The following is a 16,913-nucleotide window of genomic DNA, read 5'->3' as shown; positions in this document are numbered from 1 at the left end:
ACTGTTTGTGATTAGATAACCATATAAGACATATAAGAGCGTTTAAGCTTTTACAAGATGTGATTCAAACTGAAGCATCCTTTTTGTGATTAGATAACCATATAAGACATATAAGAGCATTTAAGCTTTTACAAGATGTTACTCAGTTTCTTAAATGTCTTATATGGTTAAAACTGAAGAATGCTTTTTGTGATATGTTAACCATATAAGACATATAAGAGCATTTAAGTTTTAGAATGTGCTATATTTCTTAAATGTCTATATGGTTTAGAAACCGAAGAATACTGTTTGTGATTAGATAACCATATAAGACATATAAGAGCGTTTAAGCTTTTACAAGATGTGATTACAAACTGAAGCATCCTTTTTGTGATTAGATAATCAGATAAGACATATATGAGCATTTAAGCTTTTACAAGAAGTTATTCAGTTTCTTAAATGTCTTATATGGTTAAAAACTGAAGTATGCTTTTTGTGATTAACTTACCTATGCCAATTAGCCTTTTATTAAATAAGGTGTTAATGCTTTTTTAACAGCTTCTTTGTTTTGCTGTGCTGTCCATTTTTCTTTTACAGATTGATCGCCCAATGAGAAAAGTGTTTCGTATAAAAGTTTGCCATTTGCTTTGGTCAACACTTTTAGATTGGACGTAGCACCAATAACATCGTCCCAAACAGAGCGTACATCTTTCCAGTAGGCAGCTTGTGTTGCCCACCATTGTTGTGCATAATCAAAAGGTTTTGCATCAATTTTGGTAAATTCTTCATAACCTTTTTCTGTAGCCAATACTTTGTCTGATGTGCCTGCGCGCAGTACTTTATCATTGTCTTGCTCAAACACCCACCCGTTAGGCGTTATAGAAATCCGGCTTCCGCGTTTTAGAACATTGTAATCGTTACGCGTTGTAGATTCTCTTCTCGGTAAAGGAGAATCCGTTACGCTTTGCCATGCATCATGATTGCCTACATGGCTCCAGGTTCCGTAACCCTGGTAACGCGGACTATCATCTACCTGATATACTTTTTGAGTCCATTTTCCTTTTACAACTGCCGGATTGAGTTTTACTTTTTTCCAGGCATTGTCTTTCATGTATACCAAAATTTCTGGATCTTCATATGTCCAGTCTTGTCGCCAATGTTTGATTACCGTAGAATCATCAATTGCCAGCATGTGTTGAATCACGATTTTTTTAGGTTCATCTACAATGATTTCTGCCCATTCATTGCCGTGGCTTCTATAAGGTTTGCTGAATTTATATGCAGTATCTGGCGCATTTACCTCTGCATAATTGAAACTCACTTTGTAAAAACCCGCAAGTGATTTAATGGCTTTACGATCTCTCTCTAACTTATCTTTTGGAGTTTCTACTTTGGTTTGGGCATTTACGCTGAAAATAGTCATGCAGCTGAGTATGGCAAATAGAACTGAAACTTTCATTTTTTTAATTTTATTGAGCAGTATTTTCTGTTGTGACTGATTTCTTTTTCTTTTTTCCTTTTCCCCACCAGATGATGAAACCGGTAATGGGCAAACTGGCTGCAACAAGGCTGGCCATAAAGGCGATAATTTTTCCGGCGATGCCGAGAATAGCACCAACATGAATATCATAATTCATTGCGATGAGCGCTTCGCCTGCATTTTTATCTGATTGATTTTTCCGGCCTAAAAACTTGCCTGTATATTGATCAAACTGAATTTCATCTGTATTCCAATAGGTTTCTTTTCCGCGGTAACCCGTCGTATAAATTACGCCATTTCCTTTTCCACTTGCTGGCGAAATGGCAATTCGATCAACATCTTTAAATCTTTTTTGCGCCTCTACAAAGGCAATATCCAAGGCATTAACGGTAACGGTTTGGGTGGAGTCTGATTGAGTTGTGAGGTAAACCGGCGGTTTCGTACTTCTTGCAGCAACAACATATACTGTAGATTGAAACCAGGTGAAAGCCCAAATCATCCCGCTGAGTGCGAGTATCAGTGTTATGATCATTACATAAAAACCCAACACATTGTGTAAATCATAATTCAGACGTTTAAATTTGGCTGTCCACTTTACTTTAAAGCTTTTGTCGAAGTTTGATTTTTTGAGATTTTTTGGCCACCACATTACGATTCCTGAAATCAGCAAGAAAACGAATATAAAGGTAGACCAGCCGATAATTTGTTGACCAATTGGATGATTGATCAATAAACTCCAATGCAACATTTTAATCACCCCAAAAAATTCATGTTTAAGATCGGTCACTGCAAGAACTTTTCCCGTATATGGGTTAATGCGTACCACATCATAATACTCTACAGAATCAAAATACCAGAAAGCTTTGGGGTTGCCCGCTTTATAGGTTCCAAATTCCCAAGCTTTTTCCGGAGCTTTAAACGTGTTTATGAAATTCGCTTTTTTAGTGTCGCCCAAAGTTGCATTTGCACGTTTTAAAAGGATACTTAAAGGTTTTATTTTTGGGTTTGCAGGCACATCAACATACATCTCATCGAGGTGTATCCATTCTGTAATTTCCTTTTGAAAAGCGAAAATACAGCCCGTTACGCCTAACAAAAAAACCACTAAACCAGTTGCAATACCCAACCAAAGATGCAACCAATCGCTAATGCGCCTGATCTTCGATTTTTTATTTTTCTTCTTATTGGATTGTTTTGCAGTCATGAATGGGATTTAATGTCAAAAGCAATTGACCTTGAGATCAATTGCTTTTGCAATGAGTTTTTTTTTCTAAAATTACTTCACTTCCGCGAAATAAGTAGCCAAATACCAGACTTTTTCATAGTCTTTACCATTCAGTTTTCCTGGTTTTTTATCTTCAGTAAATGCTTCGATAAAATAATTTCCTTTTTGAGTGGTATTCGCAACAAACTTTCCTTTTTCATCTGTTTCTGGATTTTGTTTGCTTCCGTCAGGATTTACAATTGCAATTTTTTGTTTCGCAAAAGCGGCTTTATTCCACAATGCTATGTATGTTGTTTCTGAAGCCTTTGCAGCATTTTTCTCCGGCTGTAAAGTTAAAGTTGCACCAGAAGGGAAACCTGCAACTTTTTTGCCACTACCAACTGCAACATCTGCAAAGGCATAATATTCAATTTTTGCGTGTTCAAAAACTGCAGCAACTTCATGCACAACAGATAATTTATACACGCCATCCTGGTCTGGTGTAAATGTTCCTGTATAGAAAAGTGTTTTTTCTGTAGTTGTTAAAAACTGGCTTTTGCCATTTGGCGCTGTTACCAGGATTTTGAAATCTTTTAGATTGCTGAACCATTTTGCAGCGGTATCAGGTGCCTTGCTTTCGTATTCGCCGAAGAAAATTTTCACTTCCTGTGGCTGGCCTTTCTGGCCTGTTGAAGAAGTTTCTATCCATAAAGCATGTGCAAATGCAGTAGATACGCTAAAAGCGATGAACAATACAAGTAAAGAAATTTTAGTTTTCATTTTTTCTGAATTCAAGTACGCCGGCAATAAACCATCTGATCTGAATATTGCCGGAGCAGTTAATTATTATTGGTTACACTTATTATTTTTTATAATTTGTATGCGATACTTATTCGGTAATTTCTTGGCGCTTCTGCTTGCCATGAATAAGCAGGCTGGTCGTAGTTTGGTGCATTCCAGTAATTGGTATAATACGAACCACTAAATAAATACTTATCCAGGATGTTGAATACGTTTCCGTTTATTTTAAGCTTTTTGTTCTGCCAGAATAAACCGCCATCCAGTTTGAAATAATCTGGCAAGTTCTGCTCAGGATTGGTCGGACTGAAATTCTGCGTAGCTCTCCCCGCCAGGTAAGTAAAACCACCTGAAATTCCGAAGCCTCTTAATCCACCTTCCTGTACCGCATAGGTTAACCAAGCATTTGAAGTGTGTTTTGCAAATCCCGGAATAACCTGCCCAACATAAATTGTGGAGTTTTGGACCCCTTCGGCCAGAGACGTTACTTTTCCATCAGTATATGCATAATTCGCAATCAGGTTTAATCCTTTAGCTAATTCTCCACGAAGATCAAACTCCACGCCCTGTGCTCTCTTTTCACCAACAACAATACTGAAGTTTTCACCCGCTTGATTAAATGGATCGGCAGTAAGCTCATTTTGCTTCATGATTCTGTATACCGATAATGTTGTATTCCATTTGCCATCAAACCAATCTTTTTTGATCCCGATTTCCTTATTATTGCCTGTGATTGGTTTTGGTGTTGTGCCGTTGCGTACCAAGCCAGATTGAGGCGTGAAAGCCTCATCATACACAGCATAAATTGACGTATTTTTGTCTACAGAAACACTTAATCCCACTCTTGGTGTTACATGTTTTGCTTTATCAGGTGAAGCGCCCCATGCAGATTGGCTTACATATGTATAGCGTCCGGCAAGGGTTAAGCGCAATACATTGTTGAAAAATCCAAGTTCATCTTGTACATATCCACTCAAATATTTTTGATCCATTAAACCACCGGCTGCAGTTGCTCTTTCCAAAAGGCTCGTAGAGCGATCAAAATTTGGATATCCGTTTGATGGGAAATCATAATTCGGACTGTTTAGATTGAAAGGAGAGAATGCCAGATCAAGATCGTGAGATTGACCCCAATCTGCGATATAATTTTTCTTACCACCATCAAAACCAGCAAGAATGCGGTGCACAATGCCACCGGTTTTTACAGTTCCATTTACAAACAACTGAGCAAGTTTCATAGAACTTTCAGCATCCCAGATTCCGATGTTTCTGATCAGCGTTCCGTCTGGATAAACGGCTGAAGGCCACGAACTAGAACCTGTTTGCATGTATTTATAATAAGCAGCCTGGGCTGTTAGTTTCCAATTTTGCCCCAGTTGTTGCTGAAGGTTTAACGTTACACTTTGATCTGTAATACGTGTTGGCTGAACCCCTGGCTGCGTAAGCGTAAAATCTCTTGGCAATGTTGCATAGCCTTCAGTACTGAACATGTAGTAAGAACCTACTTCAGTCATCTTAGCGTTTTGCAAAACATATTCTGCAGTCAGTTTGGTGCTTGGTGTAATTTGATAGGTTAATACAGGCGCAAAGCTGTAGCGATCATTTTGTTCGTACGGACGGAAAGAAGCTTTATTCTGCGCTGCAGCATTTAAACGAAAGAGAAATTTTCCATCTTGTGTAAGTTTATGATCCAGATCTATCGTTGTTCTGTATAAATCATAACTTCCGGCAGTAAAGGAAACTTCGCCTTGATTGATTCCCGTAGGCTTTTTGGTCACTACATTATACAACCCGCTAGGATCGCCATTGCCCAGCATAAATCCGGCCGGGCCTTTCACAAATTCGATATGGTCTACAAAACTCATATCTTCCGTTAGTGGCCCCCAATATGACGATACCACATTAAAGCCATTTCTCATGGCTTGGATTTGCGACCCTCGCATTACGATATTGGTATATAAATCGCCCCAGTGCTCCAGGCGGACTGCTCCACTTACATTGCGAATCAATCCGTCGCTCATGCTGATAATTTGCTGATCTTTGATCACTTGATTGCTAACAATTTGTATGTTTTGTGGCGCTTCCAATAGGGGTTCATTAAGCCGTAATGTCGCAGAAGGCAAACTAACTTTATATTTATCTTTTATCGCGGCAATGGTAACTTCCTGTAATATTTCGTTGTTCTCACTTAATGTGAAATCCACCTGTTTGGTTTCGCCAGAAGTAAGAGTAACTTCTTTTTCTGCAGGTTTGATGCCTACGGCCGATACCTTAACAATGTAGGTGCCACCTTTCAGTTTCGTAATGCTGAACACACCAGCTTCATTTGATGTTGTACCCATATTTCTACCTTTTATTCCTACCGAAATAAATGGAGCGGGTTTCCCATCGGATGTGGTAATTGTGCCTCTTATCGATGCTGTTTGTTGTGCGAAAGCGACAGTCTTAAAGGCAAAAATTAATATTGTTAAACTAATTAGTCTGATTTTGCGCATGTATGATTATTTGGATTTGTTCTAAACAATCGCAAAGTAACGTCGCAAAAATGTTAAATACAAGAATTATTTTGAATTATTCTAAATTATTTGGTGTTTATGTCAAATCCCTAAACACCAATGTGCCATAAATACTATTCTGGAGGCATAGTCGGCCTTCACTTATTGACCATAACTTGAATTTTAGGCAAAAAAAATCCTCTTGGTTACAGAGGATTTCTAATATTTTGTAAATGTTATTTGATCAATATCGCGTTTAAGCTCACCGCTCTTTCTGAATCACTGGCAGGTGTTACCATACCACCATAAATTACATCATAATGATAACCGGCTGTAAAAGTATAATTGGTAAGCGTAGCTTTTACCGTTCCGGTACTGGTTTCTTTGGCATTTAAGGTATATGAACCCGCATCAACCTGAATAAAAGAACTTGAAGTTTTATAGGTTCTGTTTGAGAATAGATTGGTTGTTCCATCAGATTTTATTACATCCATTGCTGGCGCATCTGGCGATAAATTAATGAAGCGAACGTAGGCTTTATCTGTTGCCGGAACACTCAGGTCATCTGTTAAAGTTAGTTTATCTAAGCCGCCGGGTTTGTTCACCAAATAAAATGAAGTATATGTACTTACAGGCAAGTTTACAGTAGACGTATACAACGGCACTAGAGAACTTGCAGGTGTAAAGCTAATGGTATAATCTCCGTAGGTTCGGGAGCTGTAAGCTGTGCCACCCGCGTAAGGTAAGGCTGCAGATGTAATGGTGCTGCCGTTGATGAGCACATTATATGTGGCTAAAGATGGAGAAGCATTTGTAACCCGCAAGTATGCAATTGTATCATCTGTAGTCTGTTTTTTACAGGCGGAGAAAAGTATAGCCAGCAGAAGCGTTAAGATTAAGGGGCATTTAAAAAGTTTTTTTGTAGAGTTTTTCATAATTAATCCTGATGATGGGTAAAAATATCCATCTTTTCTGAACATAAAATAATTTGTTTGCCAGTTCATTTTGATACTAACATGCAAATATTGTGTTTAAATACCAATAAAAGAAGTTAAATGATGTTAAAGTTCTGCGCAGATTTGCTACCGTTGAGTACTTTTTTCATGGAGTAAAGCAAACAAAATCAGTACAGTATGGTTTATCTGAATGCTCAAAGATTTGTTTGTAAGTTAACTATATCTTTAAGCTTACGAACTAAATTTGTATTACGCTTAAAAACCCTATTAAAAATGAAAAAACCCATTCTAAGTATTGCTGCTGCGGGCCTTATTTTTCTGGCTTCATGCAAAAGCGATAAAAAAGACACGCCTGCTGATACCACAATTACCAAAACAGAAACTACAGTAACGGTACCGGTTAAAGAAGAAAATGCCCCAGAAACGATTCAGTATACTATTACACCAGATTCTGCCATACTGGGTAAAAGTAAAGAGGCTTTTGTAAAAGTAACTGAGGCCAGCTCACTTTCTTTGCAAGATGCCGACGGAAAATCTACAGGTTCTGAAGTGAAATTGAAACTGACCATTTCAAACAAAAGCCCTTTAGAAAACAAAAAATATTTTAGTCTTTCGAGTTCAGATGCCCGTTTAGAAATGGACAACGGAAATGCCGTTTCTGCCAGCAATTCTGAAGGAGAAAACTCGCCACAGCCAGAATCTACTTCAGAAAGCATTTGGACATTTCAGCTGCCTGCAGGCGCTAAACCGAAAAAGCTAAACTTTTTTTTAGATGGAACACGGGTTTCGGTATCCCTTACACAAAAATAAACAACAAAGCCCCCGGAAATTTCGGGGGTTTTTGCATTTAGTATAAAAATGTAAAAAAGTTAAAAACTATTGCGTAACTCAATTATTATTTAAACCTTTGCACCTCAATAGAGTTAAAGCCGTTTTAATACGCTAGAAATGATTAAATTACTTTTACATAAACATTCTTCTTTCACAACCCTAAATGCGGTTGAGAAGAGTACGTTTATTAATCGTTTTGAAACCGTATTCCATTTCCCCATGAGCCGGCAAAATTTCACTCCACGTATTTAGTACTCTATACTAAACGTAACGAGGAATTGATCCTCTCTAAAAACCCAATTAACAAGAATACTTTTATTTTTTCGTTAGAAACTTAATGAATATTAACGAATTTATTGTACAGGTTGCACTTCCTGAACATCGTGTATTTGCAGAACAGATTGTAACCGAGATGGCCGAATCTGCTAAAGCCCGCGGCACCGGTATTGCCAAACGCTCGCCTGAATATGTAGCCAATAAAATGCAGGAAGGTAAAGCTGTAATTGCTTTTCATCTGGATGGAACGTGGGCTGGTTTTTGTTATATCGAAACCTGGAGCCATGGCCAGTTTGTGGCCAATTCCGGATTAATCGTTTCTCCGTTATTCCGTAAAGCTGGTTTGGCGCATGCCATCAAAGAAAAAATCTTCGAACTTTCAAGATCGTTATATCCTAAAGCCAAAATTTTTGGTTTAACAACAGGTTTGGCTGTAATGAAAATCAATTCAGACCTTGGTTATGAACCGGTAACGTATTCGGAACTTACTCAAGATGAGGATTTCTGGAAAGGTTGCCAAAGTTGTGTGAACTTCGATATTTTAAAAATGAAGGAACGCAAAAATTGTATGTGTACTGCTATGCTTTATGATCCGGCAACACAAAAACACGATGCAGCCAAAAGATTTGCCGAAGAATTGCAAAAGAAACCCAAATTATACGAACGTTTTATGCGCATTAAGCAGCGTTTAGTAGTTAAGCCTAAACCAAAATCCGGGTTGAAAGGCCTTTTAGTTTTATTTACTTTATTATTTAAATAACATAGCATGAAGAAAAAAGTTGTTTTAGCTTTTAGCGGAGGTTTAGATACCTCGTTTTGTTGTATTTACCTTGCTCAGGATCGCGGTCTTGAGGTACATTCTGTAATTGTAAATACAGGTGGTTTTTCTGATGAAGAATTGAAGGAAATCGAGAAAAGGGCCTATGCTTTAGGAGTTGTTTCTCATGCTGTGGTAGATGAAACTGAAGCCTATTACCAAGATTGTATTAAATACCTGATTTTTGGTAATGTGCTTAAAAACGCAACTTATCCACTTTCTGTAAGTGCAGAGCGCGTAAGCCAAGCTACAGCAATTGCAAATTATGTGAAGAAAATCGGTGCAGATTATGTTGCGCACGGAAGTACGGGCGCAGGTAATGATCAGGTTCGTTTCGATATGATTTTTAATATCCTGATTCCGGAAGTGGAAATCATTACTCCAATTCGTGATCTGAAGTTATCCCGCGAAGCAGAAATCGAATATTTAGCCGAACATGGTGTTGAATATAGTGCAGAAAAAGCAAGGTATTCAATTAATAAAGGTTTATGGGGGACTTCAGTTGGCGGAAAAGAGACTTTAACTTCTCACGAAACTTTACCAGAAAGTGCATGGCCAACTCAGGTTTCTGAAACAGAAGCCCGCAAAATTGAACTGACTTTTAATCAAGGCGAATTGGTTGCAATTGATGGAGAAACTTTAGCACCGGTTAGAGCAATTCAGAAATTACAGGCTATTGCTCAACCTTTCGGCATTGGCAGAGATATCCACGTTGGCGATACCATTATCGGTATTAAAGGCCGTGTAGGTTTTGAAGCTGCCGCACCGGTATTGATTATAAAAGCACACCACACTTTAGAAAAACATACATTAACTAAATGGCAGTTAAGCTGGAAAGAACAATTGTCTTCTTTCTATGGCAACTGGTTACATGAAGGTCAGTTTCACGATCCGATTATGCGGAACATTGAAGCTTTCTTAGCCGATACACAGAAATTTGTAAGCGGAAAAGTTTTTGTTGAACTATTGCCTTACCGTTTCCAGATTATTGGTGTTGAATCTAACCACGATTTAATGAGCAATAAATTTGGTAGCTATGGTGAAATGAATAACGCATGGAGCGGTGAAGATGTTAAAGGTTTCTCGAAAATTTTCGGTAACCAGGTGATGATTTGGCATAAAGTGAATAACGAGGCTGAAGGCTAAGAGGTGGAAGGCTGAGGGTTTCTTCACAAATCGTCATTGTGAGGAGGAACAACGAAGCAATCTATTTTTAGTTTCACCCTGAGCTTCCCGATTCTTCGGGACAACTAGTCGAATGAAATTTTAAAAATATAATTTTCATATCGTCTATAAATGATAGAAAGATTATGAGTAATAAAATTAAAGCAGGCATTATTGGTGGCGCCGGATACACAGGAGGCGAAATGCTTCGTATTCTGGTGAATCACCCAGATGTGGAAATTGCTTTTGTAAACAGTACCAGTAATGCCGGAAACTTAATTTCTGATGTACATACGGATTTGATTGGTGATACCGGTTTACGTTTCGTAAATGATATCCCACAAGATATTGATGTATTGTTTTTATGCGTTGGACATGGCGATGCAAAGAAGTTTTTAGCGGCCAATCCAATCAATGAAAATATCAAAATCATCGATTTATCCCAGGATTTTAGGTTAACTGCAAATTCTAGTTTCGAAACCCGTGAGTTTGTTTACGGACTTCCCGAGTTAAACCGCGAGAAAATAAAGTGGGCAAAAAATATTGCTAACCCAGGTTGTTTTGCGACATGCATCCAATTGGGATTATTGCCTTTGGCTGCAAAAGGATTAATAAACGCCGAAGTTCATATCAATGCCACTACCGGTTCAACTGGCGCAGGACAAAGTTTGGCTACAACTTCTCATTTTAGCTGGAGAAACAATAACCTTTCCATTTACAAAGCTTTTGAACATCAGCACTTAAATGAAATAGGCGAGAGCCTTCGTCAGGCTGGTTCCTCTTCAGGAGCGGAGGGGTTGAGTTTCATTCCGCAACGCGGGGCATTCACCCGTGGCATTTTAGCTGCTATGTATTTAGAGAGCGATTTATCATTGGAAGAAGCACAAGCCTTATATGAAGACTATTACGAAACGCATCCTTTTACACATGTAAGTCGGCGAAATATCGATCTTAAACAGGTAGTAAACACCAATAAGGCACTTGTACATGTAGAAAAACATGGCAATAAATTGTTTATTATCAGCATTATCGATAACCTGTTAAAAGGCGCCAGCGGACAAGCGGTTCAAAATATGAACTTAATGTTTGGTCTGGAAGAAACAGCGGGTCTAAGATTGAAAGCAGCGAACTTTTAATTCAAGACTAAAGGAGAAAGAACAAAGACCAAAGCGAAAATAGCATGGTGTCATTATAAAGGAAGTAATGATTTGAATATTATTGCATTAAGCTTTAGTCTTTTTACTCTTACCTTTAAACTTAGAAAATGAGAGATTACCAAAAGCTTGATGTTTGGAAGAAATCACATTTGATGGTTTTGCATGTTTACAAGGTTATTTTACCTGCATTACCCGCTCATGAAAAATATGATTTATACAGTCAGATAAAAAGAGCAGCTTATTCGGCTCCTTTAAACATTGTTGAAGGAGCAGGTCGGCGAACTGAAAAAGATTTTGCACATTTTCTTGATAATGCGTTAGGCTCGGTTCAGGAAATGGAATATGCATGTTTTCTCGCAAGAGATTTGGAATATCCTGATGAAAGCAATATTTAGAAATATATAAAATGGCCGGCGAAGTTAAAGCGATGTTAATAGGCTTAATAAAACATTTGCGACCATAAATACTCATCGATTAAAAATTACTGATTTAGCATACCGCTATAGGAAATATGTCGGAAGCTTTAGTCTTTGGTCTTTAGTCTTTAACCTTAAAAAAAATGAACCTATTCGACGTTTATCCTCTTAACGATATAGAAATTACAAAAGCATCTGGCAGTAATGTTTGGGATGCTAACGAACAAAAATATTTAGACTTATATGGCGGCCACGCGGTAATCTCTATCGGGCACACCAATCCGCACTATGTAAGCAGACTAACAGATCAACTTAATCAAGTTGGTTTTTATTCCAACTCTGTTAAAATTCCTTTACAAAGCCAGCTTGCAGAGAAATTGGGTGAGGTTTCTGGCAAAAAAGATTTCCAACTGTTTTTATGTAATTCTGGTGCAGAAGCCAATGAAAATGCACTAAAACTGGCATCGTTTTACAATGGCAGAAAAAAAGTAATCGCTTTTAGCGGCGCATTTCACGGTCGTACTTCTTTAGCGGTTGCAGTGACCGATAATCCGAAAATTGTAGCGCCTGTTAATCAAACTGAAAACGTTATTTTTCTGCCTTTTAATAATGAAGTTGCTTTAGAAGAAACTTTTAAATCCCAAGGGAATGAAATTTCGGCCGTAATTATCGAAGGTATTCAAGGTGTAGGCGGAATTAAAGAAGCCTCAAAAAGTTTCTTACAGAAAATCCGTTCGCTTTGCGATGAATATAATGCCGTTTACATCGCAGATTCTGTTCAATGCGGTTATGGCCGTACAGGCTCATTCTATTCTCATGATTATGCGGGTGTAGAAGCTGATGTATATACAATGGCAAAGGGAATGGGGAATGGTTTTCCGATCGCGGGGATTTCTATCGCTCCAAAATTTAAACCTTGGCATGGCGAATTGGGTACAACTTTTGGCGGTAACCATTTGGCTTGCGCCGCTGGATTGGCCGTTTTGGAAGTTATGCAGCAAGATAACCTGATGCAAAATGCCGAAGAAACTGGAAACTACCTGATTTCTGAGCTGAAAAAATTTAGCCAGGTAAAAGAAGTTCGCGGAAGAGGTTTAATGATCGGTATTGAATTGCCTGAAGAATTGGCTCATGTTAAGAAAGAGTTGTTGTTTAAGCACTTTATCTTTACGGGAGAAGCAAAGCCGAATGTGATTCGTTTACTGCCTGCACTAAACTTAACAAGAGCACATGCTGATGAGTTTTTATCGGCGTTTGCGCAGTTGGTAAAATAATATGTTACACAACAATATTTGAAATTAAGCGGTGATAATCGCATTTTATAAATTTTGAGTGTTGGAAGGTTGAGGGAAATCTTCAACTTTTTTAACACTCAACCTTTAACCTCATAAAAAGATGAAGTTGTTCACTTCCGTACAAGATGTTCCAAACATCAGGCAATTCGTTGCAGACGCACTTGCATTAAAGGCAAACCCATATGCGCATCAGGATTTAGGTAAAAACAAAACCCTCGGACTTGTTTTCATGAACCCCAGTTTGCGTACCCGTTTAAGTACCCAAAAGGCTGCATTAAATTTGGGGATGAATGTTATGGTGATGAACCTGGATAAAGAAGGTTGGGCACTTGAAACACAGGATGGGGTTGTGATGAATGGTTCTACAGTAGAACATATCAGAGAAGCAGCGGCTGTTATGGGTCAGTATTGTGATATTCTGGGCCTTCGTTCTTTTCCAAAACTGAGCGATAGAGAAGAAGATTATAGCGAAGATTTCTTCAATAAATTTGTGAAATTTTGCGCGGTTCCTGTAGTAAGTCTTGAAAGTGCTACGCGCCATCCTTTACAAAGTTTTGCAGATATCATCACAATAGAAGAAACCTGGAAAGATAAGGCAGCCAAACCCAAAGTTGTATTGGCTTGGGCACCTCATGTTAAAGCTTTGCCACAAGCCGTTCCAAATTCATTTGCAGAATGGATGTGTAAAGCGCAAGCTGAAGGAATGGTTGATTTTACTATTGCACACCCGGAAGGCTATGAACTTTCTGCTGATTTTACCAATGGCGCAAAGATAGAACACAATCTGGATGAAGCGTTGAAAAATGCAGATTATGTTTACGTGAAAAACTGGAGCAGTTACACAGAATATGGAAAGGTATTTCCGGTTTCGGGCGAATGGATGATGAACAACAGTAAGCTGAGCATCACCAATGATGCAAAAGTAATGCATTGTTTGCCGGTACGTCGGGATTTGGAACTTTCTTCAGAAATTTTAGACGGGCCAAACTCACTCGTAATTCACGAAGCAGGAAACCGTTTGTGGGCTGCACAAGCCGTTCTGAAAGCCATGCTGGGAGAATTGTAAATAGTAAACCGTCATTGCGAGGCACGAAACAATTTTATTAGAGGGATTGATTCGTGCCTCGCAATAACGAAAACACGAAAAAATGAAACCACTAACCATTATAAAAATCGGCGGAAACGTTATTGATAATTCTGCAAATTTACACCAGTTTCTTTTAAATTTTACTGCTTTGCCGGGCGATAAAATTCTGATTCACGGAGGCGGTAAAATTGCCACAGAGTTGGGCCAAAGTTTAGGCGTTGAAGCGAAAATGGTAGACGGCCGGAGGATTACCGATATTGAAACCTTACGTATTGTAACGATGGTTTATGCCGGTTTGATTAACAAAAATATTGTAGCACAACTACAGGCAAAAGGCAGTAATGCCATTGGTTTAACCGGTGCAGACGGAAATGTTATCAAAGCAAAAAAACGCCCGGTTAAAGAAATCGATTATGGTTATGTTGGTGATTTAGATGAAAATTCAGTTGCTTCATCAACATTGGATAGTTTGCTTAAAGCCGGACTGGTTCCTGTTTTGTGTGCCATTACACATGATGGTGAAACGCAATTGCTCAATACCAATGCAGATACAATCGCTTCTGCAGTTGCAGTTGCAATGTCTGAACTTTATGATACGCGTTTGGTATACTGTTTTGAGAAAAAAGGTGTATTGAAAGATGTAAATGATGAGGCTACAGTTGTTCGCGAAATTAAAGCCGATGAATTTGACGGTTTGAAAGCAGACGGAACTGTTGCAGGCGGTATGATCCCTAAATTGCATAATGCTTTTGATGCCATTAAAAAAGGTGTTACTGCGGTATATATTGGCAAAGCCGATGAACTTCCACAACTTGATGAAGGTACTTTTGGCACAAAGATGAAACCCTGAAGATAACTTGTATATATAGGTAGCCGCTAAGCCAATAAGAATACAAAGAGATATTAATTAAACTTCGTGTCTTAGTGCCTTTGTGGTAAAAGCTAAATAATGATTGAAACCGGTGTAATCACCTAAAATAAAACGAACCACATGAAAAAAATTGCCATTATCGGGAGCGGAAATATTGGCCTTTCTTTAGCGAAAGGATTGGTAAAAGCCGATTTTGAGAAAGCCGAAAACATTATCCTTACCCGCCGGAATATTGATCATCTTAAAGCATTTGCAGATGCCGGCTTTAAAGTTGGAAATAACAATAAGGAAGCCGTTACCTCGGCCGATGTTGTTATTTTGGCGGTATTGCCTCAACAACTTAACTTGGTTTTGGATGAAATTAAACCAGTTATAAATCCGGATAAACATTTGGTAATTTCAGTTATTTCTGGCGTGAGTTGTGCGGCCGTTCGCGAAAAATTAGGTAATGATGTTGAGGTGATCCGTGTTATGCCAAATACTGCAATTGCCATTGGCCAATCCATGACTTGCATGGCGAGCGACAATGCATCGGCAGAAAATATTACAGAAATCACCCGGATGTTTGAAACTGTTGGTTCCGTTGTAAAAATCAATGAAGATCTGATGACTTCTGCCACAGCGCTTTGTGCATGCGGTATTGCATTCTTTTTACGCGCCATACGCGCGGCCTCTCAAGGCGGTGTAGAGATTGGTTTTCACGCAGATGAAGCGCTGAAAATGGCTGTTCAAACGGCAAAAGGAGCGGCAGATTTGCTTTTATTGCACGGAACACATCCCGAATCTGAAATAGATAAAGTAACTTCGCCGAAAGGTTGTACCATTGCTGGTTTAAATGAAATGGAACACAACGGCTTTAGTTCTTCTTTGATTAAAGGAATTAAACTTTCTGCTTTGAAAGCAGGAGATTTATATACCAAAGAAAGCTAAAAGCAGGTAAATTGAAGCAAATAAAAAAGTGTAAAGTTTGAAAGATGTTCTTGATGCTTCACACCAATTACTTGATACTATGTTGTTAGAAAATATACAAAAAGAAAGTCTGGATTTGTTGCGGCAATTGATCCGTATTCAGTCTTTCAGTAAAGAAGAAGACCGAACGGCAAATCTAATTGCGCAGTTTCTGGAAGAGCGAGGTGTTCAGATTCACCGGAAAATGAACAATGTGTGGGCTTACAATAAATATTTTGATGCATCAAAGCCAACGTTGTTGCTAAACTCTCATCACGATACCGTAAAACCGAACTCTGGTTACACTCGCGATCCTTATGATGCCGCTATAGAAGGAGATAAACTTTTTGGTTTAGGCAGCAATGATGCGGGCGGATGTTTGGTTTCGCTGATTGGTACATTTCTGTATTATTATGCGCAGGAAAACTTAAAGTATAACATCTGCCTGGCTGCAACAGCCGAAGAAGAAATATCCGGAAATAATGGTTTGGAGCTGGTTTTACCAGATTTAGGCGAACTGGAATTTGGTATTGTAGGTGAGCCTACAGAAATGAATCTGGCTATAGCAGAACGCGGCCTTTTGGTGTTAGATTGCGTATCGCACGGTAAAGCTGGTCACGCTGCACGCGAAGAGGGTGAAAATGCCATTTACAAAGCATTGAAAGATATTGAATGGTTCAGAACTTATCAATTCCCGAAAGTATCTGAGGTTTTTGGTCCGTTAAAGATGAGCGTAACCATTATAAATGCAGGTTCTCAACATAATGTGGTACCTGCAAACTGTACGTTTACAGTTGATGTTCGGGTTACAGATGCCTATACCAATGAGGAAGTTCTGGAAATTATCCGCGCAAATGTAGATTGCGATGTTACTCCCCGTTCTATTCGCTTAAAACCTTCTTCTATTGATAAAAATCACCCCGTTGTTTTGGCCGGCGTGGCTTTAGGCCGAACTACTTATGGTTCGCCAACCACCTCAGATCAAGCTTTATTAAGTATTCCTTCTGTAAAAGTTGGTCCGGGTTTTTCTGGCCGATCGCATATGGCCGATGAATTTTTATATGTACGCGAAGTGGCGGAAGGTGTAGAAGGATATGTTAATATGCTTAAACCTGTGATTTTATAATTCAAACACATTA

The 16,913-nt window shown here is 38.7% G+C and carries 15 protein-coding genes; 10 read left to right on the top strand and 5 right to left on the bottom strand.

The window, feature by feature from the left end; genetic code table 11:
• Nucleotides 1-496: 496 nt before the first annotated feature.
• The 5 genes from ACJVDH_RS18305 to ACJVDH_RS18285 form a co-directional block, all read right to left on the bottom strand.
• Nucleotides 497-1,438, bottom strand: coding sequence for a DUF6607 family protein (locus ACJVDH_RS18305; RefSeq protein ID WP_443944846.1), 942 nt, complete (start codon nt 1,436-1,438; stop codon nt 497-499).
• A 10-nt stretch (nt 1,439-1,448) separates the two neighbouring features.
• Nucleotides 1,449-2,663: a PepSY-associated TM helix domain-containing protein gene (locus ACJVDH_RS18300; protein WP_443944845.1), complete on the bottom strand. Its 1,215-nt coding sequence runs from the start codon at nt 2,661-2,663 to the stop codon at nt 1,449-1,451.
• A 72-nt stretch (nt 2,664-2,735) separates the two neighbouring features.
• Nucleotides 2,736-3,443, bottom strand: a complete 708-nt coding sequence (locus ACJVDH_RS18295; RefSeq protein WP_443944844.1) for a DUF4198 domain-containing protein — start codon at nt 3,441-3,443, stop codon at nt 2,736-2,738.
• A gap of 89 nt (nt 3,444-3,532) precedes the next feature.
• A complete protein-coding gene (locus ACJVDH_RS18290) occupies nt 3,533-5,956 on the bottom strand; it encodes a TonB-dependent siderophore receptor (RefSeq protein WP_443944843.1) in 2,424 nt (807 codons plus the stop codon).
• Nucleotides 5,957-6,192: 236 nt separating this feature from the next.
• Nucleotides 6,193-6,936, bottom strand: a complete 744-nt coding sequence (locus tag ACJVDH_RS18285) for a DUF4397 domain-containing protein (protein WP_443944842.1) — start codon at nt 6,934-6,936, stop codon at nt 6,193-6,195.
• 249 nt (nt 6,937-7,185) lie between these two features.
• On the opposite strand from ACJVDH_RS18285, the gene ACJVDH_RS18280 reads away from it, so the two are divergent.
• The 10 genes from ACJVDH_RS18280 to ACJVDH_RS18235 all read left to right on the top strand — a co-directional run bounded on the left by ACJVDH_RS18280 (nt 7,186) and on the right by ACJVDH_RS18235 (nt 16,900).
• The gene (locus ACJVDH_RS18280; RefSeq protein WP_443944841.1) at nt 7,186-7,722 is read left to right on the top strand and encodes a hypothetical protein; all 537 of its coding nucleotides are present in this window, start codon (nt 7,186-7,188) and stop codon (nt 7,720-7,722) included.
• A 358-nt stretch (nt 7,723-8,080) separates the two neighbouring features.
• The gene (locus ACJVDH_RS18275; RefSeq protein WP_443944840.1) at nt 8,081-8,779 is read left to right on the top strand and encodes a GNAT family N-acetyltransferase; all 699 of its coding nucleotides are present in this window, start codon (nt 8,081-8,083) and stop codon (nt 8,777-8,779) included.
• Nucleotides 8,780-8,785: 6 nt separating this feature from the next.
• The gene (gene argG, locus ACJVDH_RS18270) at nt 8,786-9,982 is read left to right on the top strand and encodes an argininosuccinate synthase (RefSeq protein ID WP_443944839.1); all 1,197 of its coding nucleotides are present in this window, start codon (nt 8,786-8,788) and stop codon (nt 9,980-9,982) included.
• 164 nt (nt 9,983-10,146) lie between these two features.
• Nucleotides 10,147-11,136, top strand: coding sequence for an N-acetyl-gamma-glutamyl-phosphate reductase (gene argC, locus ACJVDH_RS18265; RefSeq protein WP_443944838.1), 990 nt, complete (start codon nt 10,147-10,149; stop codon nt 11,134-11,136).
• Between the two features lie 128 nt (nt 11,137-11,264).
• On the top strand, nt 11,265-11,552 hold the full coding sequence (locus tag ACJVDH_RS18260) for a four helix bundle protein (protein WP_443944837.1): 288 nt from the start codon (nt 11,265-11,267) through the stop codon (nt 11,550-11,552).
• 164 nt (nt 11,553-11,716) lie between these two features.
• Entirely contained in the window at nt 11,717-12,847 is a 1,131-nt protein-coding gene (locus tag ACJVDH_RS18255) for an aspartate aminotransferase family protein (RefSeq protein WP_443944836.1), read from the top strand.
• Between the two features lie 121 nt (nt 12,848-12,968).
• Nucleotides 12,969-13,934 (top strand): acetylornithine carbamoyltransferase, encoded by a 966-nt coding sequence (locus ACJVDH_RS18250; protein ID WP_443944835.1) that lies wholly within the window; start codon nt 12,969-12,971, stop codon nt 13,932-13,934.
• 82 nt (nt 13,935-14,016) lie between these two features.
• Nucleotides 14,017-14,805, top strand: a complete 789-nt coding sequence (argB, locus tag ACJVDH_RS18245; RefSeq protein ID WP_443944834.1) for an acetylglutamate kinase — start codon at nt 14,017-14,019, stop codon at nt 14,803-14,805.
• A 141-nt stretch (nt 14,806-14,946) separates the two neighbouring features.
• Complete coding sequence (gene proC, locus ACJVDH_RS18240) at nt 14,947-15,756, top strand: pyrroline-5-carboxylate reductase (protein WP_443944833.1); 810 nt, start codon at nt 14,947-14,949, stop codon at nt 15,754-15,756.
• Between the two features lie 79 nt (nt 15,757-15,835).
• Nucleotides 15,836-16,900, top strand: a complete 1,065-nt coding sequence (locus ACJVDH_RS18235) for a M20 family metallo-hydrolase (RefSeq protein WP_443947636.1) — start codon at nt 15,836-15,838, stop codon at nt 16,898-16,900.
• Nucleotides 16,901-16,913 lie beyond the last annotated feature (13 nt).

Source organism: Pedobacter terrestris (assembly GCF_052343045.1).
Classification (GTDB): Bacteria; Bacteroidota; Bacteroidia; order Sphingobacteriales; family Sphingobacteriaceae; genus Pedobacter.
This window is presented reverse-complemented; position numbering and strand designations above follow the sequence as displayed.